Origin of the sequence: Pseudomonas frederiksbergensis, from assembly GCF_900105495.1 — a bacterium.
Lineage (GTDB): Bacteria > Pseudomonadota > Gammaproteobacteria > Pseudomonadales > Pseudomonadaceae > Aquipseudomonas > Aquipseudomonas frederiksbergensis.
Window position 1 is genome coordinate 2,876,330 of the sequence record NZ_FNTF01000002.1, and the last position, 19,614, is coordinate 2,895,943.

The 19,614-nt window shown below is 59.9% G+C and carries 20 protein-coding genes and 1 pseudogene; 13 read left to right on the forward strand and 8 right to left on the reverse strand.

Annotated features, from left to right (window positions below; genetic code table 11):
* Positions 1-4: 4 nt before the first annotated feature.
* Complete coding sequence (locus BLW70_RS13500) at positions 5-238, reverse strand: hypothetical protein (protein ID WP_008032682.1); 234 nt, start codon at positions 236-238, stop codon at positions 5-7.
* 156 nt (positions 239-394) lie between these two features.
* Here BLW70_RS13500 and BLW70_RS13505 point away from each other — a divergent pair, with 156 nt between their 5' ends.
* From BLW70_RS13505 to htpG, 3 genes are all read left to right on the forward strand, one after another.
* Positions 395-871, forward strand: a complete 477-nt coding sequence (locus tag BLW70_RS13505; protein ID WP_074874671.1) for a PaaI family thioesterase — start codon at positions 395-397, stop codon at positions 869-871.
* Entirely contained in the window at positions 868-1,305 is a 438-nt protein-coding gene (locus tag BLW70_RS13510; protein WP_074874673.1) for a PaaI family thioesterase, read from the forward strand. The genes BLW70_RS13505 and BLW70_RS13510 overlap by 4 nt, the downstream gene beginning before the upstream one ends.
* Before the next feature lie 96 nt (positions 1,306-1,401).
* Positions 1,402-3,306 carry a molecular chaperone HtpG gene (gene htpG / locus BLW70_RS13515; RefSeq protein WP_074880547.1) on the forward strand — a complete coding sequence of 635 codons (1,905 nt, stop codon included), beginning with the start codon at positions 1,402-1,404 and terminating at the stop codon, positions 3,304-3,306.
* 41 nt (positions 3,307-3,347) lie between these two features.
* Here htpG and BLW70_RS13520 read toward each other — a convergent pair whose 3' ends face one another.
* Positions 3,348-4,235 carry a pirin family protein gene (locus BLW70_RS13520; protein WP_074874675.1) on the reverse strand — a complete coding sequence of 296 codons (888 nt, stop codon included), beginning with the start codon at positions 4,233-4,235 and terminating at the stop codon, positions 3,348-3,350.
* Between the two features lie 61 nt (positions 4,236-4,296).
* The gene (locus tag BLW70_RS13525; protein WP_074874677.1) at positions 4,297-4,713 is read right to left on the reverse strand and encodes an OsmC family protein; all 417 of its coding nucleotides are present in this window, start codon (positions 4,711-4,713) and stop codon (positions 4,297-4,299) included.
* A gap of 253 nt (positions 4,714-4,966) precedes the next feature.
* Between BLW70_RS13525 and BLW70_RS31490 the strand changes: the two are divergent.
* The 4 genes and pseudogenes from BLW70_RS31490 to BLW70_RS13540 form a co-directional block, all read left to right on the forward strand.
* A pseudogene (locus tag BLW70_RS31490) lies at positions 4,967-5,737 on the forward strand (MCP four helix bundle domain-containing protein); the annotation flags it as partial.
* Positions 5,729-6,592 (forward strand): methyl-accepting chemotaxis protein, encoded by an 864-nt coding sequence (locus BLW70_RS31495; protein ID WP_413037961.1) that lies wholly within the window; start codon positions 5,729-5,731, stop codon positions 6,590-6,592. The pseudogene BLW70_RS31490 and the gene BLW70_RS31495, both read left to right, overlap by 9 nt.
* A 169-nt stretch (positions 6,593-6,761) precedes the next feature.
* Entirely contained in the window at positions 6,762-8,138 is a 1,377-nt protein-coding gene (locus tag BLW70_RS13535) for a pyridoxal-phosphate dependent enzyme (protein ID WP_074874681.1), read from the forward strand.
* Positions 8,135-9,313 carry a cystathionine gamma-synthase gene (locus tag BLW70_RS13540; protein ID WP_074874683.1) on the forward strand — a complete coding sequence of 393 codons (1,179 nt, stop codon included), beginning with the start codon at positions 8,135-8,137 and terminating at the stop codon, positions 9,311-9,313. Before BLW70_RS13535 ends, BLW70_RS13540 begins: the two co-directional genes overlap by 4 nt.
* A 63-nt stretch (positions 9,314-9,376) precedes the next feature.
* Here BLW70_RS13540 and BLW70_RS13545 read toward each other — a convergent pair whose 3' ends face one another.
* From BLW70_RS13545 to purM, 3 genes are read right to left on the reverse strand one after another with little or no spacing between them, the layout of a single operon-like run.
* Positions 9,377-10,090 carry a DUF3108 domain-containing protein gene (locus BLW70_RS13545; RefSeq protein ID WP_074874685.1) on the reverse strand — a complete coding sequence of 238 codons (714 nt, stop codon included), beginning with the start codon at positions 10,088-10,090 and terminating at the stop codon, positions 9,377-9,379.
* Between the two features lie 8 nt (positions 10,091-10,098).
* Positions 10,099-10,749 carry a phosphoribosylglycinamide formyltransferase gene (gene purN, locus BLW70_RS13550; RefSeq protein ID WP_074880550.1) on the reverse strand — a complete coding sequence of 217 codons (651 nt, stop codon included), beginning with the start codon at positions 10,747-10,749 and terminating at the stop codon, positions 10,099-10,101.
* 11 nt (positions 10,750-10,760) lie between these two features.
* Positions 10,761-11,819 carry a phosphoribosylformylglycinamidine cyclo-ligase gene (gene purM / locus BLW70_RS13555; protein ID WP_074874687.1) on the reverse strand — a complete coding sequence of 353 codons (1,059 nt, stop codon included), beginning with the start codon at positions 11,817-11,819 and terminating at the stop codon, positions 10,761-10,763.
* Between the two features lie 382 nt (positions 11,820-12,201).
* On the opposite strand from purM, the gene BLW70_RS13560 reads away from it, so the two are divergent.
* From BLW70_RS13560 to BLW70_RS13585, 6 genes are all read left to right on the forward strand, one after another.
* Positions 12,202-13,260 (forward strand): DUF2066 domain-containing protein, encoded by a 1,059-nt coding sequence (locus BLW70_RS13560; RefSeq protein WP_074874689.1) that lies wholly within the window; start codon positions 12,202-12,204, stop codon positions 13,258-13,260.
* A gap of 35 nt (positions 13,261-13,295) precedes the next feature.
* Entirely contained in the window at positions 13,296-14,369 is a 1,074-nt protein-coding gene (locus BLW70_RS13565) for an AI-2E family transporter (RefSeq protein ID WP_074874691.1), read from the forward strand.
* A 230-nt stretch (positions 14,370-14,599) separates the two neighbouring features.
* The gene (gene hda, locus BLW70_RS13570) at positions 14,600-15,304 is read left to right on the forward strand and encodes a DnaA regulatory inactivator Hda (protein WP_008148645.1); all 705 of its coding nucleotides are present in this window, start codon (positions 14,600-14,602) and stop codon (positions 15,302-15,304) included.
* A 214-nt stretch (positions 15,305-15,518) separates the two neighbouring features.
* Positions 15,519-16,166, forward strand: a complete 648-nt coding sequence (locus BLW70_RS13575; RefSeq protein WP_074874693.1) for a C40 family peptidase — start codon at positions 15,519-15,521, stop codon at positions 16,164-16,166.
* A 164-nt stretch (positions 16,167-16,330) separates the two neighbouring features.
* On the forward strand, positions 16,331-16,867 hold the full coding sequence (locus BLW70_RS13580; protein WP_074880553.1) for a C40 family peptidase: 537 nt from the start codon (positions 16,331-16,333) through the stop codon (positions 16,865-16,867).
* Between the two features lie 15 nt (positions 16,868-16,882).
* Positions 16,883-17,536 (forward strand): O-methyltransferase, encoded by a 654-nt coding sequence (locus BLW70_RS13585; RefSeq protein WP_074874695.1) that lies wholly within the window; start codon positions 16,883-16,885, stop codon positions 17,534-17,536.
* 118 nt (positions 17,537-17,654) lie between these two features.
* On the opposite strand, the gene BLW70_RS13590 is transcribed toward BLW70_RS13585, so the two are convergent.
* Both BLW70_RS13590 and BLW70_RS13595 read right to left on the reverse strand, forming a co-directional pair.
* Positions 17,655-18,962: a PQQ-dependent sugar dehydrogenase gene (locus BLW70_RS13590; protein ID WP_074874697.1), complete on the reverse strand. Its 1,308-nt coding sequence runs from the start codon at positions 18,960-18,962 to the stop codon at positions 17,655-17,657.
* A gap of 67 nt (positions 18,963-19,029) precedes the next feature.
* Entirely contained in the window at positions 19,030-19,614 is a 585-nt protein-coding gene (locus BLW70_RS13595; protein WP_074874699.1) for a hypothetical protein, read from the reverse strand.

Sequence of the window (19,614 nt, forward strand, 5' to 3'; positions counted from 1 at the left end):
TGTTTTAGTTTTTAGGTGCTTCTTTTGCTGCCGCTGCATCCGATTCAGCCTGAGCTTTGGCGGCTTCGGCGTTTTCTTTCGCTGCGTCGTTCACTTTATCCTGAGCTTTGCTCATGTCTTGCTGAGCTTGCTCGGCATGTTTTTCGGCTTCTTGAGCTTTGTCCTCGGATTTTTTATCGCAAGCAGCGAGACCGAGGGAAGCGGTCAACATCAAGGCAATAGCTAAAGTCTTACGCATGGGGTGTTTCTCCTTATGGAAAATATCTACTGGCCTTTCGAGCACAGCGCATAGCGTTAAGTTCCTCAATTCATACAGATATATAAGTTTATTCCGACGGGAACTTTTACTAAAACACCAGGTGTGTCGCCCGGACACTAAGAAGAGTTTATCAAAATGGCCGAAAACCCCGTTTTTGAGCGTGCTACACGGTTTCTATCGGCGCTGCGACATTGTCAGGTACTGGGGCTGCGCGTTCACAGCGCCAGCAGCGAAGGATTGACGGTTATCCTGCCGTACAGTCCGCAAATTGTGGGCAACCCGCAAACCGGTGTGATTCATGGCGGGGCGCTGACCTCGCTGATGGACACGGCCTGCGGCATGGCCACCCTCTGCGTGCTGCCCGAGTTCGAGGTTTGTCCGACCCTCGACCTGCGCATCGACTACATGCACGCCGCCGAGCCGCATAAGGATGTCTACGGTTTTGCCCAGTGCTACCGGGTGACCACGGATGTGATTTTTGCTCGCGGTTTCGCCTATCAGGACGACCCCGAGCAGCCCATCGCCCATGTGGTGGGCACTTTCATGCGCATGGGTAAAGCCATCAAGGGCACCAAAGGCTTTGGCGGCGCTATCGCCGGAGGTGCGAAATGACCGATTCCTTCAAGGAACAACTTCAACTGGCACATGAGCAGGGCGACTATGCCTCGCTGCTGCACTTGATCCCCTACGCCAAACTGATCGGCGTCGAATGTTCGCGGGTAGGGGATGATCTGCTGTTTCGCTTGCCGGCCAACAAGGACAACATTGGTAACCCTTTATTGCCGGCGATTCATGGTGGCGTGATCGCCGGGTTCATGGAGCTGTCCGCGGCGCTGCACCTGCTGATTTTCACCGGTTCGCCGGGTGTGCCGAAGATCATCGATTTCTCCCTCGACTACTTGCGTGCCGGGCAGTTTCGCGACACCTGGGCCAGATGCCAGGTTTGCCGGCAGGGCCGCCGGGTGGCCAACGTCGCGATTACGGCCTGGCAAAGCACTGAAGTCGAACCGATTGCCACCGCCCGCGCCCATTTCAAAATTGAATAGCCCTTGAAATCCTGAACTGAGCCCCCAACTTTGATGACAACCCGCCGCCGACCCTTCAGGTCGCGGCCACTGCCATCTGATTGGAGTTTGATGACCATGAGTGTGGAAACTCAAAAGGAAACCCTGGGCTTCCAGACCGAGGTGAAGCAACTGCTGCACCTCATGATCCATTCGCTGTATTCCAACAAGGAAATTTTCCTTCGCGAATTGATCTCTAACGCCTCTGACGCTGTCGACAAATTACGCTTCGAAGCCCTGTCCAAGCCTGAGTTGCTGGAAGGCGGCGCCGAACTGAAAATCCGTGTGAGCTTCGACAAGGACGCTAAAACCGTCACCCTCGAAGACAACGGCATTGGCATGAGCCGTGAAGATGCGATCACCCACCTGGGGACCATCGCCAAATCCGGCACTGCCGATTTCATGAAACATCTCTCCGGTGATCAGAAAAAAGACTCGCACCTGATCGGTCAATTCGGTGTGGGTTTCTACTCTGCATTCATCGTCGCCGATAAAGTCGACGTGTTCAGCCGTCGTGCCGGTGCTGCTGCCAGCGAAGGCGTGCACTGGTCGTCCAAGGGCGAAGGCGATTTTGAAGTTGCCACCGTCGATAAAGCCGAGCGCGGCACTCGTATCGTCCTGCACCTGAAAGCCGGTGAAGACGAATTCGCCGATGGCTGGCGTCTGCGCAACATCATCAAGAAGTACTCCGACCACATCGCTCTGCCGATCGAATTGCCGAAAGAAGTGGCGGCCGTTGAAGGCGAAGAACAACCGGCCGTTGAATGGGAAACTGTCAACCGCGCCAGCGCCCTGTGGACCCGTCCGCGTACCGAGATCAAGGACGAGGAATACCAGGAGTTCTACAAACACGTCGCTCATGACTTCGAGAACCCGCTGAGCTGGAGCCACAACAAGGTCGAAGGCAAGCTTGAATACAGCTCGCTGCTCTACGTGCCGGCCCGTGCTCCATTCGATCTGTACCAGCGTGAAGCGCCGAAAGGCCTGAAGCTGTACGTGCAGCGCGTGTTCGTGATGGATCAGGCGGAGTCGTTCCTGCCGCTGTACCTGCGCTTCATCAAGGGCGTGGTCGATTCCAACGACCTGTCGCTGAACGTATCGCGGGAAATCCTGCAGAAAGACCCGATCATCGATTCGATGAAGTCGGCGCTGACCAAGCGTGTTCTCGACATGCTGGAAAAGCTGGCGAAGAACGAGCCTGAGCAATACAAGAGCTTCTGGAAAAACTTTGGCCAGGTCATGAAAGAAGGCCCGGCAGAAGACTTCGCCAACAAAGAGAAAATCGCTGGCCTGCTGCGTTTCGCATCGACCAACGGTGATGAAGGCGAGCAAGTGGTGGGTCTGGCTGAATACCTGGCTCGCGCCAAGGAAGGTCAGGACAAGATTTACTACCTGACCGGCGAGACCTACGCGCAAGTCAAGAACAGCCCGCACCTGGAAGTCTTCCGCAAGAAAGGCATCGAAGTGCTGCTGCTGACCGACCGCATCGACGAGTGGCTGATGAGCTACCTCAGCGACTTCGACGGCAAGAGCTTTGTCGACGTGGCGCGTGGTGACCTCGACCTCGGCAATCTGGATTCGGAAGAAGACAAGAAAGCGGCGGAAGAAGTCGCCAAGTCCAAGGAAGGTCTGGTTGAGCGTCTGAAAACTGCACTGGGCGATTCCGTCGCTGAAGTTCGGGTTTCCCACCGCCTGACCGACTCCCCGGCGATTCTGGCCATCGGCGAGCAGGACCTGGGCTTGCAGATGCGTCAGATCCTCGAAGCCAGCGGTCAGAAGGTGCCGGATTCGAAGCCGATCTTCGAATTCAACCCGGCTCACCCGCTGATCGAGAAGCTCGACAACGAGCAGAGCGACGAACGCTTCGGCGACCTGTCGCACATTCTCTTCGATCAGGCGGCCCTGGCCGCTGGCGACAGCTTGAAAGACCCGGCCGCGTACGTGCGCCGTCTCAACAAGCTGTTGGTTGAATTGTCGGTTTAACTTCGCTGTACAAAAACCCGCTTCGGCGGGTTTTTTGATCGTTACAGCGGGGTTGGCTCGCTTCGTCCTTTTGGCAGTTCGATCCGCTCACTTTCCCCTGGCACCGTCGGCCAATCCCCGGCCGCCCAGCGTCGCCGTGCTTCATCGATCAACGCCGGATCGCTCGCCACGAAGTTCCAGTTGATCCGCCGCGGCCCATCCAGCGGTGCACCACCAAACAGCACGGCATGACAGTCGCTTTCAGCAAACAGTGTCATCTCTTCCCCGACCGGCAATACCACCAGCGAATGCGGTTCTATCGGCTCGCCATCCAGTTGCACCTCGCCGTCCAGCACATACAACGCCCGCTCTTCATGTTCGGCAGGAATCAGCAAGGTGGTCGCCGTTTGCAGGTTCAATTCGGCATACAAGGTAGGAGAAAGCACCGGGACCGGCGATTCCAGGCAAAAGCCTGACCCGGCAATCATGCGGATTTTCACCCCCAGGTTATCGCTGACCGGCAGGGTGGCCGCCGGATGGTGGCTGTAGTGTCCGGGGCCGTGCTCTTTTTCTTTCGGTGAGGCCAGCCAAATCTGCAAACCATGCATCGTGAAACCGCTGTCCTTCAACGTCTCGGGCGTGCGCTCGACGTGGGCAATCGCGCTGCCCGCCGTCATCCAGCTGACATCACCGGCCTCCACGACCTGGTCGGAACCGAGGCTGTCCTTGTGCTGGATTTTTCCTTCGAACAAGTAGGTGAGGGTCGACAGGCCAATGTGCGGATGCTGACGGATGTTCATGCCTTTTCCCGCCTCATAACGGGTTTCGAGCATGTGGTCGAAAAACACGAAAGGCCCGACGCTGCGGCATTTGGCTGACGGCAGTGGACGAAGTATGGGTTGGCCTTCGACATCTTCGGCGCGGGGGCGGATCACGAGCGGAGTGTTCATGCTGCATTCCAGGCTGAGCGGGTAATGCGTGGAGCATAACCCGCTTGCGCAGCCCTTGCCGCTATTGGCTGAAGGCACCTTCAGCCAGGTGCGTTTCGATGCTGACGTCTGTGGTGGTCATCAACTTGTGGACCGGGCAACGGTCGGCGACGCGGTGCAACTCGTCGCGCTGAGCGTCGGAGAGCACACCTTTGAGTGTCAGTTTGACGTGCAGGGCATATTTACCTTTCTGCTCTTCGCTGTTGTCACGTTTGACTTCGACCGTGACACCGGTCAGCGGGATGTCTTTTTTCTTCGCGTACATCTTCAGGGTCAGCGCCTTGCAGGCACCCAGGGCGGCGTCGAAGTAATCGTGTGGCTCGGGCGCCGAGCCTTCGCCGCCAGCGAGTGTCGGTACGTCGGCAAACAGTTCATGGTCATCGATTTGGACGCTGTGACGATAACCTTCGGTGGAAACGGTATTGACGGTGACAGTCATGGGAAACCTCATAGGCAACAGGAAAAGTCATTCGAGCAAAAAACACCTTGAAGGTATAGAGCACTCTTCCAGTGACGCGTTCCACTTGATAGCTCGCCCATTCCCGAACGCTGAACCGTTACCGCCCGGTGATCGAAGCAGTTAAGGCGTTTTGATATCACGTTTTCGTCTTACGCAAAATTTCTCCGGGCCGATACCTTCTTAAGCAGCCCGCTGCAGGGTTGATGCAGCGCTTTTGGAAGGAACCAGAGCAATGAGTATCAGAAGTCTCAATATTGCGCCGCGCGCGGGCCTGGGTTTTGGCCTGCTGGCGTTAATGGTGTTTGGATTGGGGGCGTTCGCGCTGCTGCAAATGTCGAACATGCGCGCGCAGTCCGATCAGGTCGATGACAACTGGCTGCCCAGCGTGATGGCGGTCGGGGAGATGAATCAGGACATGCTGCGGCTGCGGGCATTGACCATGCGCCTGCTGATCAATCGGGACCCGCAGGCGCTGGCGCAAAACGTCAGCAAACTCAACGAGCTCAAAGGCATCCTGGATGAACCTCGGCAGCGCTATGACGCGCTGATCGTGCTGCCCGAAGAGCGTGTGTTGTTCGATCGCTTCAAAGCCTCGGAGCAACAATACCTGCAGTTCCAGACTCAGGTGATGACGCTGTCTGCTCAGGGACGGGTGGAAGAGGCGGCTGCCGTCCTCAATGGCGAGATGAGCCCATTGGCCGATGAAATCGCCGCCACCCTCAAGGCATTGGTCGAACTGAACAAGCACAACGCTAACCTGGCGACGCAGGCCGCGCGCCAGGTGTTCAGCCATGCGCGGGTCTGGGTCGGGGTGATGATCGGCCTGACAGCGCTGATGACCATCGGCCTGGCGCTGCTGCTGACTCGCAGTATTGTCGTGCCGCTTTCCCAATCGTTGAGGGTGGCTGAAGGGGTGGCTGGCGGCGATCTCACCGGTGATATCAGCATCAGCGGCAAGGACGAACCGGCGCGGCTGCTGCACGCCCTCAAGAGCATGCAGGGGAGTTTGCGCGAAACCCTGCGGCGTATTTCCGACTCATCCAGCCAATTGGCCTCGGCCTCGGAAGAGCTCAGTTGTGTGACCGAAGAGGCCACCCGGGGCCTGCACCAGCAGAGCCTGGAAATCGACCAGGCCGCCACGGCAGTGAATCAGATGACCGCGGCGGTGGAGGAGGTCGCGAGCAACGCGGTGGCCACGTCCGAAGCGTCTCGGGAATCCGACCGGATCGCCCAGCACGGTCGCGAGCAGGTGCATCAGACCGTGTTGTCCATCGAATCCCTGGCCGACGATGTCACCGCCAACGCCACCCAGGTCGAGGACCTGGCGCAGAAAGTTTATGGCATCAGCAAAGTCCTGGATGTGATTCGCTCGATTGCCGAGCAGACGAACTTGCTGGCCCTGAACGCGGCCATCGAAGCGGCGCGGGCCGGGAGTGCCGGGCGCGGCTTTGCGGTGGTGGCCGATGAAGTGCGGGCGCTGGCGCACCGGACGCAGCAATCGACCCAGGAAATCGAGCAGATGATCTCCGGCATCCAGAAAGGCACCGATGCTGCGGTCAGTTCGATGCAGCAGAGCAACACGCGCGCGCGTTCGACTCTTGAAGTGGCGAAAGCGGCGGGCACGGCGCTGGAGGAAATCGCCACGGCGTTTACCCTGATCAATGAGCGCAACCTGGTGATCGCCAGCGCCTCGGAGGAACAAGCGGCTGTCGCGCGCGAGGTGGATCGCAACCTGATGAACATTCGCGATCTGGCGTTACAGACGTCGGCCGGGGCAAATCAAACCAGTGCCGCGAGCCAGGAGCTGTCTCGGTTGGCGGTCGATCTGAACACGATGGTGGCGCGGTTCTCGGTCTGAACGCGCAGCGGTTTTGTCGTTCCGGCGGCGCTACCGGCTGGCTGTGCAAGGTTGCGGGTGGCGCCATCCCGGCCTATGGTCCAAACGATACTTTACTTGCGACTGGCGCGTGATGACTCGCCGTCGGTTGCTGTCCATCCAGTGCTGATTTGCGTAGCGAGGTGACGACATGCCCACCGACTCCCGACCCGCCGTGCTCGAACTGATCGGCAACACGCCGCTGGTGCGCGTCAGCCGTTTCGATACCGGCCCGTGCACGCTGTTCCTCAAGCTCGAATCGCAGAACCCCGGCGGTTCGATCAAGGATCGCATCGGCCTGGCGATGATCGACGCGGCCGAACGCGATGGCAGCCTGCGCCCCGGCGGCACCATCGTCGAGGCCACCGCCGGCAACACCGGCCTGGGCCTGGCCCTGGTCGGTCGTGCCAAGGGTTACCGAGTGGTGTTGGTGGTGCCGGACAAGATGTCCACCGAGAAGGTCTTGCACCTCAAGGCGATGGGCGCCGAGGTGCACATCACCCGCTCCGATGTCGGCAAGGGCCATCCCGATTACTACCAGGACGTTGCGGCGCGGCTGGCGCTGGAAATCCCCGACGCTTTCTTCGCCGATCAATTCAACAACCCGGCCAACCCGCTGGCCCATGAATGCAGCACCGCGCCGGAAATCTGGGCGCAGACTCAGCATGACGTGGACGCGATCGTCGTCGGCGTCGGCTCGGCCGGTACGCTGACCGGGCTGACTCGTTTCTTTCGCCGCGTGCAACCGGACCTGGTCATGGTGCTGGCCGATCCGGTCGGCTCGGTGATGGCCGAATACAGCCGCAGCGGCACCATGAACACGCCCGGCTCCTGGGCGGTGGAGGGCATCGGCGAAGACTTCATTCCGTCGATTGCCGACCTGTCCAGCGTGCGCCACGCCTATTCGATCAGCGACGAGGAAAGCTTCGATCATGCCCGCCAGCTGTTGCGCGCCGAAGGCATACTCGGTGGCTCTTCGACCGGCACCCTGCTGGCGGCGGCGTTGCGTTATTGCCGCGAGCAGACCGAGCCGAAGCGGGTCGTCAGCTTCGTCTGCGACACCGGCACGCGCTATCTGTCGAAGGTCTACAACGACCAGTGGATGAACGACCAGGGCCTGTTGCAATACAAACATTATGGCGATCTGCGCGACCTGATCTCGCGGCGTTTCGAGGATGGCCGGGTGATCAGCGTGGGCCCGGACGATACGCTGCTCACCGCGTTCCAGCGCATGCGTCTGGCGGACGTGTCGCAACTGCCGGTGCTGGAGGGCGGGAAGCGGCTGGTCGGCGTGATCGACGAGTCCGACATTCTGCTTGGCCTGCAGGAAGATGCTTCGCACTTTCGCATGAGCGTGGCCAGCGCAATGACCGACAAGCTGCAAACCCTGCCGCCCAGCGCCAGTCTGGCGCAACTGCGGGCGGAGCTCGACCGTGGGCTGGTGGCGATCATCGCCGACGCTTCGGGCTTCTACGGCTTGATTACTCGAGTCGACATGCTCATTCACCTACGGAGATCCCTTACATGAGTCAACACGACGAAAACGCAGTACCACGCGCCTTCGCCACCCGTGTGATCCATGCCGGGCAAACGCCCGACCCTTCCACCGGTGCGCTGATGCCGCCGATTTATGCCAACTCCACCTATTTGCAGCAGAGCCCCGGTGTGCACAAAGGCTTCGACTACGGGCGCTCGCACAACCCGACGCGCTTTGCGCTGGAGCGTTGCGTTGCAGACCTCGAGGGCGGCACCCGAGCCTTCGCGTTCGCGTCGGGGCTGGCGGCGATTTCCACCGTGCTCGAATTGCTCGACGCGGGCTCGCACATCGTCTCCGGCAATGATTTGTACGGCGGCACCTTTCGGCTGTTCGACAAGGTGCGCAAACGCAGCGCCGGGCATCGCTTCAGCTTCGTCGATCTGACTGACCTGGAGGGATTCGAAGCGGCACTGCAGCCCGACACGAAGATGGTTTGGGTCGAGACGCCAAGCAATCCCTTGCTGAGCCTGACGGACCTCGCCGCCGTCGGACGCATCTGTCGCTCGCGAGGCATCATTTGTGTGGCCGACAACACCTTTGCCAGCCCGTGGATACAACGCCCGCTGGAGCAGGGCTTCGACATCGTGCTGCACTCGACCACCAAGTACCTGAACGGCCACTCCGACGTGATCGGCGGCATCGCGGTGGTTGGACAAAACGCAGACCTGGCGGAGCGTCTGGGCTTCCTGCAGAACTCGGTAGGCGCGATCGCCGGGCCGTTCGACGCTTTCCTCACCCTGCGCGGCGTGAAGACCCTGGCGCTGCGCATGGAGCGCCACTGCAACAACGCGCTGGACCTGGCGCAATGGCTGGAGCGTCAGCCGCAAGTGGCGCGCGTCTATTATCCGGGCCTGCCGTCGCACCCGCAGCACGTACTGGCGCAGCGGCAGATGCGTGGTTTCGGCGGGATGATCTCCCTCAACCTGAACAGCGACCTGGCCGGTGCCACGCGCTTCCTCGAGAGTGTGCGGATTTTCGCCTTGGCCGAGAGCCTGGGCGGGGTGGAAAGCCTGATCGAGCACCCGGCGATCATGACCCACGCCAGCATCCCCCAAGAGACCCGTGCGCAACTCGGCATCGGCGATGCGTTGGTACGGTTGTCCGTGGGGGTCGAGGATGTCGAAGACCTGCGCGACGACCTGGCACAGGCGCTGGCGCGGATCTGAAAATCAGCAGGCAAAAAAAATCCGGAACCCTTATCGGATTCCGGATTTTGGAGTCGAGCCGGATCAGCTGCCTTTGACAGCCTTGCCGTCGACCGTACCGTCGAGGAGCATGATGTTGTACTCCTTGCCGTCGGTTTCAACCTGTTGCAGACGAACCAGCAGGTAATCCCAATCCTTGGCGAACCACAGGACGGTGATGCGCTTGCTTTGTGTCGGGTCGCGCACGCGCTCGACCTTGATTGCTTCGATCTGGCCAGCCTTGGTGTCGACCTTTTCCGAACCCAGCACGCGGAAATCATAGGTATCGACTTCACCATCGTCGACGACCTGATAGCTCATGCTTTTCTTGCCAGCGGCCACGTCGTGCTGCAGGGCGAGCTGATAAGTGGACTTGTCGACCATGCCGCGGTTGAGCGGGATCTTGACCGGGTCACCGCGATCAGTGCCGGTGACCATTTTGTTGGTCCAGTCGAAATCCAGGTCAGCCTTCTTGGCTTTGCCCAGGCCGCCACGTTCGAAGTGGTAGGACTGCGGCAGCAAGGTGTCCTTGTCCAGCGTCAGGGTGCTTTCTTCGGTCAGGCTGGCGATCATCATCGAGGCCTTGAAGCTGAGCTTCCAGGCGCCGTTGGCTTGTTTGGTCAGGCTGCGTTCAGCGGTGCCGCTCATGGGCAACTGCTTCCAGTCAGCGGTGTAGCTGGCGGAGAAAGGTTGAAGTTCTGCAGCCTGCGCAAAGGGCAGTGCGAACAGAGCGCAAGCGAAGAGCAGGGCGCGACGCATAAAATCTCCTAGGTTCGAATCAAGTGGCCGCTGGCCGCGAGCAACTTTCCATCCAGTAAAGCACCTTGCTCGCCGAGTGATAAACGACCTTCGGCAAACCAGCGTACAGCCAACGGGTAGATCAGGTGTTCCTGGGTATGGACTCGCTGCGCCAGACTCTGCGGCGAATCGTGCAACTCTACCGGTATTACTGCCTGTACGACCAGTGGTCCGCCATCGAGTTCCTCGGTGACGAAGTGCACGGAGCAGCCGTGCTCGGTGTCGCCGGCTTCCAGCGCGCGCTGATGAGTGTGTAACCCTTTGTATTTGGGCAGCAGCGAGGGATGGATGTTGAGCAGGCGACCCGCGTAGTGGCGCACGAAGTCAGCGCTGAGAATGCGCATGAACCCGGCCAGTACCACGAGTTTTGGATTGAACGCATCGATCAGTTCGATCAGCGCGGCATCGAAGGCCTCGCGGCCTTCGAAAGCCTTGTGATCCAGGGTGCGGGTGTCGATACCCGCGTCCCTGGCGCGTTGCAGGCCATAGGCGTCGGCGCGGTTGGAAATCACCGCAGCGATGCGGGCCGGGCTGTCGCCGGTCCGCGTGCTGTCGATCAAGGCCTGCAAGTTACTGCCGGTGCCGGACAACAGCACCACCACATCACAGGTCTGGGACATCCGCTCTTGCATCAGTGTGCCTTGAGGTTCTTCAGTTCAACCGAAGCCGCGCCTTCGGCAGCGGTGGCGATCTGACCGATGACCCAAGGCTGCTCGCCGGCTTCACGCAATACGTTCAGCGCGGTTTCAACGTGCTCTTGAGCAACGCAGATGACCATGCCTACGCCGCAGTTCAGCACGCGGTGCATTTCGTTTTCGTCAACGTTGCCTTTCTCTTGCAGCCAGTCGAACACCGCAGGACGGGTCCAGCTCGCGACGTCAACCACGGCTTGTGCGCCTTTTGGCAGAACGCGCGGGATGTTGTCCAGCAGGCCACCACCGGTGATGTGCGCCATGGCTTTGACCGCGCCGGTTTCCTTGATCAGCTTCAGCAGCGGCTTCACGTAGATGCGGGTCGGGGCCATCAGCAGGTCGGTCAGCGGTTTGCCGTCGAGCTGGATGTTTTCGATGTCGGCACCGGACACTTCGATGATCTTGCGGATCAGCGAGTAGCCGTTGGAGTGCGGGCCGGAAGACGGCAGGGCGAGCAGGGCATCGCCGGCAGCGACTTTGGAACCGTCGATGATTTCGGATTTTTCCACGACGCCGACGCAGAAGCCGGCCAGGTCGTAGTCTTCACCTTCGTACATGCCTGGCATTTCAGCGGTTTCGCCGCCAACCAGGGAGCAGCCGGACAATTCACAGCCAGCGCCAATGCCGGTCACGACCTGGGTCGCGGTTTCGACGTTGAGTTTGCCGGTGGCATAGTAGTCGAGGAAGAACAGCGGCTCGGCGCCGCAGACCACCAGGTCGTTCACGCACATGGCAACCAGGTCGATGCCGATGCTGTCGTGCTTGTTCAGGTTCAGTGCCAGACGCAGCTTGGTGCCGACGCCGTCAGTACCGGAAACCAGCACGGGCTGTTTGTAGCCGGCCGGGATTTCGCAGAGGGCGCCGAAACCGCCCAGGCCGCCCATGACTTCCGGGCGCGCAGTGCGCTTGGCGACGCTCTTGATGCGTTCGACCAATGCTTCACCGGCGTCGATGTCTACACCGGCGTCCTTGTAGCTCAGGGAGGGTTGCTTGCTCATGATCCAGGCCTTTAGGGGGGATTCAGGGGTAACGACCGAGTCCAGTGGGACCGCCGAAACAGGCGAAGGCGAGTGCCATCGACGAATTTCAGGGTGCCCGGCTGTTGCCGGTCTGCGAAGGCGCGCGATTTTATCAGGCTTGAGGGGCAGCGGCCATCCTCAGGCCGACAGCAGGGGCATATCCGCTTAAAAAAACCTTCATTGCCCGTGTTGGTCGCCTCCTTCATGGCTGTATAAGGTATCGCTATTAACCGTCTATCGTTAGGACAGTGCAAAAACTTACCAGGGTCAGGTGAATGTTTTGCTGGGGGGCGTGGTCACAGCCTTGCTCAATCCGGTTCACGCGGCCTGTTCCAGCCGCTCTTGTCGTCAGGAATCCGCCATGCGTTTTTTTTCTAGATTTTTGTTTGCGGGCTGTATGTCATTGGTCAGCCTGGCGAGTCATGCCGAAACCGTAAAAAATCTGTATCAGGTGCGTCAGCCTGTCAGTGGTCAAACCCCGGAAGTGCGCGATCAAGCGACCCAGCTAGCGTTGGAGACGCTGGTGTTGCGGCTGACCGGCGATCCCAAGGCTGCGCAAAGTCCAGGGTTGGCGGGACTGCGCAAGGACCCGCAGCAAATCATCAGTCAGTACGGCTTTGAAGCCGGCCCGCCGGAAGTGTTGAAGGTCGATTTCGACCCGGCTAGCACCGAGCAAGCATTGCGCCGTGCCGGGCTGTCGTTGTGGGGGGCAAACCGGCCTTCGATCCTCGGCTGGTGGTTGAACGATTCCACCGAGGGTTCGAGCCTGGTCGGCGATGGCCAGGCCAGTGCTGCGCCGTTGCGTCGAGCGGCGCAACACCGTGGCTTGCCGCTGCGTTTGCCGCTGGCCGATCTGAGCGAGCAGATCGTCGCCGCCGCACCGAATCTGGAAGGTACGGACGCGACGCCACTGCGCGGGGCATCGGAGCGTTACAACGCTGACGCCTTGCTCGCGGTGCATGCGCGTGAAGAGGGCGGACAGTGGCAGGCCAAGTGGAATTTGTGGCTCGGCGACAAAAAGGAGGCGGGCAGCGTGCAGGGCGCGGATCAGGCCGCGGTGGCCGATGCGGTGATGCTGGCGGTCAGTCAGCGGCTGGCACCGCGGTTTGTCGTCAGGCCGGGGGCTTCGGGCGAACAATTGCTCGAGGTGCAGGGCATGAATCTGGAACACTACGCGGCGCTTGGGCGCTTGCTGGAACCGTTTGGTGCGCGCCTGCAAAGTGTCGACGGCGACCGGATTCTTTATCGGGTCAACGGCAGTGCCGAACAGTTGAAGGCGCAATTGTCGCTGGCCAGGTTGCAGGAAGTTCCAGCGGGTGAGGCACCAGCCCCCGCCACCCCCGTTCAACCGGCCGCCGGTTCGACACCGGCCGTAGCGCCAACGCCGGCACCGACGCCGCAGCTGCGTTTCCGTTGGTAAGTTTTCTTTCTTTATATAGATGCATGGAGTGGTACATGGCCGATACGCGGCGTTGGTTCTGGTTGGGTGGGGTGGTTCTGCTCTGCGTGTTTGTCTGGTTGTTGCATCCGATCCTGACCCCGTTCCTGATCGCATTGCTGCTGGCCTATCTGTTCGACCCGCTGGTGGATCGGCTGGAGAAGGCCGGCCTGTCCCGGACCTGGGGCGTGGTGGCGGTGTTTGCGCTGTTTACCTTGATCTTCACGGCATTGCTGTTGGTGTTGATACCCATGCTCGCCAAGCAGTTGTTTCGCTTGTATGAGCTGACGCCGCAGATGCTCGATTGGTTGCAGCACACTGCACTGCCATGGGCACAATCGAAATTCGGACTGTCGGATAATTTCTGGAAGTTCGACAAGCTCAAGGCTGCGATCAGCGAGCACATGGGCCAGACCACTGACATCGTCGGAGTGGTGCTGAGTCAGGCAACGGCCTCCGGCCTTGCATTGATTGGCTTGCTGGCGAATCTGGTGCTGATCCCGGTAGTAGTCTTCTATCTGCTGCGGGACTGGGACCTGATGATGGCCAAGATCCGCAGCCTGCTGCCCCGTGACCGCGAAGAGCGGGTTATGACCCTGGCAGGTGAATGCCATGAAGTGCTCGGTGCGTTCGTGCGCGGGCAGTTGCTGGTGATGGTGGCGTTGGGCGTGATCTACGCGGCCGGCCTGATGTTGATCGGGCTGGAGTTGGGGCTGTTGATCGGGTTGATTGCCGGTCTGGCGGCGATCGTGCCGTACATGGGGTTCGTCATCGGGATCGGCGCGGCCTTGATTGCCGGTCTGTTCCAGTTCGGCGGCGATCTGTATCCCCTGTTCGGTATCGTCGCGGTGTTCATGGTTGGGCAGGCGCTGGAAGGCATGGTGCTCACGCCATTGTTGGTGGGGGACAAGATCGGTCTGCACCCGGTGGCGGTGATCTTCGCGATTCTGGCTGGGGGCGAGCTGTTCGGATTTACCGGCGTGCTGCTGGCGCTGCCGGTGGCGGCTGTGATCATGGTGCTGGTGCGCCATATGCATGATTTGTATAAAGATTCTGATATGTACAGCGGTGTTGATGAGTCCGGGATTTAAGAGCGGCTGATCAACCATCGCGGCCAGCCTGGTGCATTGCCGGGCTGGCCCGAATCCCTCGCGCGGCTGTCACCTGCGCCGCCAAAGAAACTGTCATAAAACCAGGGTGTTAACGCAAACCTTTGATTTTGCTTGTGGTCTGTCGCATTGTGCGACCCGCCTCACGGGTATAAACTTCGCAAACTTTACACAGAGGCCACTAACGGTTCCTTTGGAACTGTTCAGTCAGCATGAAACCGATTCAGCTGCCCCTAGGTGTGCGTCTGCGTGATGACGCTACCTTTATCAATTACTATCCAGGCGCCAATGCCGCTGCACTCGGCTATGTCGAGCGGCTATGCGAAGCCGACGCCGGCTGGACCGAAAGCCTGATTTATCTCTGGGGCAAGGACGGGGTAGGGCGTACGCACTTGTTGCAGGCGGCCTGCCTGCGCTTCGAGCAACTGGGAGAGCCGGCGGTGTATTTGCCGTTGGCCGAACTGCTCGATCGCGGTATCGCGATCCTCGACAACCTCGAACAGTACGAACTGGTCTGCCTGGATGATTTGCAGGCGGTGGCTGGTCGGGCGGATTGGGAAGAGGCGTTGTTTCATCTGTTCAATCGTCTGCGTGACAGCGGTCGGCGCCTGCTGATCGCCGCATCGACCTCCCCGCGTGAACTGCCAGTGAAGCTGGCGGACCTCAAATCCCGTCTGACCCTGGCGCTGATCTTTCAGATGCGTCCGCTCTCCGATGAAGACAAATTGCGTGCCTTGCAACTGCGCGCCTCGCGTCGTGGCCTGCACCTGACCGATGAAGTCGGGCATTTCATCTTGACCCGCGGTACGCGCAGCATGAGTGCGCTTTTCGAGCTGCTTGAACGTCTCGATCAGGCTTCCCTCCAGGCTCAACGCAAGCTGACCATCCCGTTCCTGAAAGAAACGCTAGGCTGGTGAAAACCAAGGCCTGTAGCGGGTTTCGGCATATTTCAGGCGTCAAGAAATCCGCTTTCCTACAGGGTTGCAGGCTGCGCGAACGTCTAAAACGGGCTTAAGCGCTTAGATGTAAACGCGAAACCAAGAAGTCACATAAAGGTCGATTGAATTTGCAAATGAGTTTGATAGTAGGCATAGTCTCGGCTTCTTAGAACTATCAGCCACGGTCGTGCCCATGCTAAATCGCTTTGCACCCCTCGTGCCTCTCGCACTCGTCACCCTGTTGTTCGGTTGCGCTGCTCACTCTCCAGTGTCCCAGCAAGAGCAACAACAGCAGGTCAAAAACTCTGCTACCGCCCAATCTTCCGTTCTTTATCAACAAGCGCTTGAGCAGGAAGAAGCGGCCAGCGAAAAAGAACTGGCAGACTTCGCCGGCGGCAAGTCGTATCAGCTTCCGGTTCTGGCCGACAGCATCCTTGAACGCGGCATGTCCCTGATCGGTACCCGTTACCGTTTCGGCGGCACCTCCGAAGCAGGCTTTGATTGCAGCGGCTTCATCGGTTACCTGTTTCGTGAAGAAGCTGGCCTGAACCTGCCACGCTCCACCCGCGAAATGATCAACGTCGACGCTCCGCTGGTTTCTCGCAGCAAACTGGAGCCGGGCGACTTGCTGTTTTTCGCCACCAATGGCCGTCGCGGCCGCGTCAGTCACGCCGGGATCTACCTGGGTGACAACCAGTTCATCCATTCCAGCAGCCGTCGTAGTGGTGGTGTGCGGATCGATAGTCTGGGCGACAGCTACTGGAGCAAGTCTTTCATCGAAGCCAAACGCGCTCTCGCGATGGCACCGGCGACGGCCCCGATCGTCACGGCGCGCAAGTAAGCGGACAGTTTGTAAGGTGAACTTAAAGTCTTACTTGAAGTTTGCCCCGTAGCAGCTAGAATCCTGATCTATTATTGATGGCAAACCGCCTGCGTCCTGCGCAGGCGGTTTTCTTTTCTGCGCCCCTGCAGAAAAAGCCGCAGCCAGATCAGGATGTTCTGCCTATGTCGACGTCGGCCCGCCTCGCAATCATGTTCTTCGCAGCGCTGCTCAGTGCCTGCGCCAGCCGTACACCGCCACCTGCACCGGTGGTTCGCGCGCCGATTGTTTTCAGTTCCTCCCAAGCATTCTCGCCTGAGGCAGAAGACGTCTTGTTCCGCGCGCTCGGCCTGGTAGGCACGCCGTATCGCTGGGGTGGCAACACGCCGGATTCGGGTTTCGATTGCAGCGGGCTGATCGGTTATGTCTACCGTGATGTCGCCGGCATTTCCCTGCCGCGGACCACGCGCGAGATGATCGGCATGCAGGCGGCCAGCGTGGGCAAGGAAGGCCTGCAAACCGGTGACCTGATCTTCTTCGCCACCAATGGCGGTTCTCAGGTCAGCCACGCCGGGATCTACGTCGGCGAAGGTCGCTTCGTCCATGCGCCAGCCACCGGCGGAACGGTGAAGCTCGACAGCTTGTCCAAAGCTTACTGGCAGAAAGCCTATCTGAGCGCCAAGCGCGTCTTGCAACCTGAGCACTTGGCACGCAATCCCTAAAGGGCAGAGGTTGTCATGACCGCTCGCACACTCAATCTCGACGATTCCCTGTATCAATACCTGCTCGACGTTTCCCTGCGCGAAACGCCGTTGCTCAAGCGTTTGCGTGACGAAACCCAGGCGCTGCCCATGGCTCGCTGGCAGGTGGCGCCGGAGCAGGGGCAATTCCTCGCGCTATTGGTGAAACTCATCGGTGCCAGGCGCCTGCTGGAAATCGGTACTTTCACCGGTTACAGCGCCTTGTGCATGGCGGCTGCGCTGCCGGATGACGGTTCGCTGATCTGCTGTGACATTCCCGGTGACTACAACGCCACCGCGCGCCGTTACTGGCAGGAAGCGGGACTTGCCGCGCGGATCGATCTGCGTTTGGCGCCCGCGCTGGAAACCCTGGCTCAGCTGGATCAGCCAGAGTCATTCGACCTGATCTTTATCGATGCCGACAAAGCCAACTACCCCCTTTACCTGGAGCATGCATTGCGTCTGCTGCGCGTCGGCGGGCTGGCGGTGTTTGATAACACGCTGTGGGGTGGTCGGGTGCTTGAGGACAATCCCGAGAGTGAAGACACCCGAGCCATCCAGGCGCTCAATTGCGCCTTGAAGGATGACTCGCGTGTGGATTTGTCGCTGTTGCCGTTGGGGGATGGGCTCACACTCTGCCGCAAGCGCTGAACGCGGTTCTTGTGGAAGCGGGCTTGCTCGCGAATAGCGGTGGGTCAGGCAAGTTCAATGTCGGGTGTACCGGCCTCATCGCGAGCAGGCTCGCTCCCACAGTTGATGTGTATTGCAGTTATTGAGCCGCCGACACGCGCCACACCTTGTTGCCCACGTCATCCGCCACCAACAAATCCCCCTGCTGATCAATCACTACACCCACCGGCCGGCCCATGGCTTTTTCCTCGTTATTGAGGAAGCCAGTGAGCACATCAATCGGCGGCCCGCTCGGTTTCCCTGCGCTGAACGGTACGAAAATCACTTTGTAGCCACTGTGCGGTTTACGGTTCCATGACCCATGCTGGCCGATGAATGCTCCTTCCTTGAATTGCGCCGGCAGTCTGTTGCCTTCAGCGAACGTCAGGCCCAACGAGGCGGTATGCGGGCCGACCGCGTAGTCCGGCGCAATGGCCTTGGCCACCAGGTCGGGGTTTTGCGGCTTGACGCGAACATCGACATGCTGACCGTAATAACTGTAAGGCCAGCCGTAAAACCCGCCGTCCTTCACTGAAGTGATGTAATCCGGCACCAAATCGCTGCCGATTTCGTCGCGCTCATTGACCGCTGTCCACAATGCGCCGCTGCGAGGTTCCCAGGCCAGGCCGTTTGGATTACGAATCCCCGAGGCGAAGATCCGATGATTACCGGTGGCGCGATCCACTTCCCAGATTGCCGCGCGACCTTCCTCCTGATCCATGCCGTTTTCACCGACGTTGCTGTTCGAGCCCACGGTGACGTACAGCTTGCTGCCGTCCTTGCTGGCGATAACGTTTTTGGTCCAGTGGTGATTCAGCGTCCCGCCCGGCAGGTCGATCACCTTCATCGGCTGTGACTTGATCGCCGTCTCGCCGTTTTCATAGTGGAAGCGCAGCAAGCGGTCCGTGTCGGCGACGTACAGGTCATTGCCGACCAGGGTCATGCCGAAGGGCGAGTTGAGGTTTTCCAGGAACACCGTACGGGTTTCGGCGATGCCGTCGTGGTCCTTGTCCCGCAGCAGCGTGATGCGGTTCGGGCTCGGTACGCCGGCGCCGGCACGGCCCATGACTTTGCCCATGATCCAGCCACGAATGCCGGCATCGGGTTTGGCGGGTGCGTTGGTTTCGGCGACCAGCACGTCGCCGTTGGGCAGCACGTAGAGCCAGCGCGGGTGATCGAGGCCTTCGGCAAAAGCCACCACCTGAGTTCCTGTCGCGGCGATAGGTTTTGCGCCGTCCGGCCAGCCGATCGCCGGGGCGATGTTCACCGTCGGGATCAGGGTCTTGTTCGGTTCTGGCAGCTTGGGCGATGGGCCGGTGCCGTCGGAGACTTGCAGCCTGGCGGTTTCACCACAGGCGGCAAGCCCTCCGGCGAGCACGATGACGAGAGCGAGCTGAGGCTTGCGCATGCTGATCTTCCCTATGAATGCAGTGAGCTAATCAATAGAGAAGTGCAGTGCGCGATGGTTCAACCGGTCAGCCGCGGGCTTCCTTGAACAGCACGGCGATGCCGGGGTGATAGTTGCCGGCTTCATTGCGCAACTTGCGATAGGCATAGGGGAAGTACCAGGCCACCGCGCATGTGTGTTCCTTTTGCAGGTCGTCGACCATGTCCTGGAGTTCTTCCGGGGTGGCGCTTTGTTGGGCTTTTTGCGGTGCGACGAATAGGCAGCCGAGTTTCAGGTCGCTGGCGTAACTGATGCGTTTGGCTTCGCTGGTGATGTCCTGCAACGCTTGAGTCAGGTTCAGGTTGTTGACCCGTGGCCAGCGCTGGGTCGCCTGAAGGTAAGCGCGTTCTTCGCTCGTCGCGATAAACAGATCGGCGCGGCCATTGCGTTCGCCTTCTTCGACCTGTTTACGAGTTGGTGTTTGCTGCAGCGTAACCATCTCTGCCATCCAGGCTGCGGCGGACAGCAGGCTCAGGTTGGCTTTTTCATCGAACCAGTAAGGCGTTTCGTTATCGCCGCGCACGGCGTTGTAGCGGTCGATACAGTCAAACCAGCGTTCCAGCACCGGTCGCAGGAATTCCAGCTTCGGATTGCTGATGATCATGCCTTGCAT

What these genes read in the sequence shown, in the direction of transcription:
- BLW70_RS13500 (WP_008032682.1), bottom strand. Translation starts at nt 238, where the DNA reads ATGCGTAAGACTTTAGCTATTGCCTTGATGTTGACCGCTTCCCTCGGT.
- BLW70_RS13505 (WP_074874671.1), top strand. Translation starts at nt 395, where the DNA reads ATGGCCGAAAACCCCGTTTTTGAGCGTGCTACACGGTTTCTATCGGCG.
- BLW70_RS13510 (WP_074874673.1), top strand. Translation starts at nt 868, where the DNA reads ATGACCGATTCCTTCAAGGAACAACTTCAACTGGCACATGAGCAGGGC.
- htpG (WP_074880547.1), top strand. Translation starts at nt 1,402, where the DNA reads ATGAGTGTGGAAACTCAAAAGGAAACCCTGGGCTTCCAGACCGAGGTG.
- BLW70_RS13520 (WP_074874675.1), bottom strand. Translation starts at nt 4,235, where the DNA reads ATGAACACTCCGCTCGTGATCCGCCCCCGCGCCGAAGATGTCGAAGGC.
- BLW70_RS13525 (WP_074874677.1), bottom strand. Translation starts at nt 4,713, where the DNA reads ATGACTGTCACCGTCAATACCGTTTCCACCGAAGGTTATCGTCACAGC.
- BLW70_RS31495 (WP_413037961.1), top strand. Translation starts at nt 5,729, where the DNA reads ATGCAGGGGAGTTTGCGCGAAACCCTGCGGCGTATTTCCGACTCATCC.
- BLW70_RS13535 (WP_074874681.1), top strand. Translation starts at nt 6,762, where the DNA reads ATGCCCACCGACTCCCGACCCGCCGTGCTCGAACTGATCGGCAACACG.
- BLW70_RS13540 (WP_074874683.1), top strand. Translation starts at nt 8,135, where the DNA reads ATGAGTCAACACGACGAAAACGCAGTACCACGCGCCTTCGCCACCCGT.
- BLW70_RS13545 (WP_074874685.1), bottom strand. Translation starts at nt 10,090, where the DNA reads ATGCGTCGCGCCCTGCTCTTCGCTTGCGCTCTGTTCGCACTGCCCTTT.
- purN (WP_074880550.1), bottom strand. Translation starts at nt 10,749, where the DNA reads ATGTCCCAGACCTGTGATGTGGTGGTGCTGTTGTCCGGCACCGGCAGT.
- purM (WP_074874687.1), bottom strand. Translation starts at nt 11,819, where the DNA reads ATGAGCAAGCAACCCTCCCTGAGCTACAAGGACGCCGGTGTAGACATC.
- BLW70_RS13560 (WP_074874689.1), top strand. Translation starts at nt 12,202, where the DNA reads ATGCGTTTTTTTTCTAGATTTTTGTTTGCGGGCTGTATGTCATTGGTC.
- BLW70_RS13565 (WP_074874691.1), top strand. Translation starts at nt 13,296, where the DNA reads ATGGCCGATACGCGGCGTTGGTTCTGGTTGGGTGGGGTGGTTCTGCTC.
- hda (WP_008148645.1), top strand. Translation starts at nt 14,600, where the DNA reads ATGAAACCGATTCAGCTGCCCCTAGGTGTGCGTCTGCGTGATGACGCT.
- BLW70_RS13575 (WP_074874693.1), top strand. Translation starts at nt 15,519, where the DNA reads ATGCTAAATCGCTTTGCACCCCTCGTGCCTCTCGCACTCGTCACCCTG.
- BLW70_RS13580 (WP_074880553.1), top strand. Translation starts at nt 16,331, where the DNA reads ATGTCGACGTCGGCCCGCCTCGCAATCATGTTCTTCGCAGCGCTGCTC.
- BLW70_RS13585 (WP_074874695.1), top strand. Translation starts at nt 16,883, where the DNA reads ATGACCGCTCGCACACTCAATCTCGACGATTCCCTGTATCAATACCTG.
- BLW70_RS13590 (WP_074874697.1), bottom strand. Translation starts at nt 18,962, where the DNA reads ATGCGCAAGCCTCAGCTCGCTCTCGTCATCGTGCTCGCCGGAGGGCTT.
- BLW70_RS13595 (WP_074874699.1), bottom strand. Translation starts at nt 19,614, where the DNA reads ATGCAAGGCATGATCATCAGCAATCCGAAGCTGGAATTCCTGCGACCG.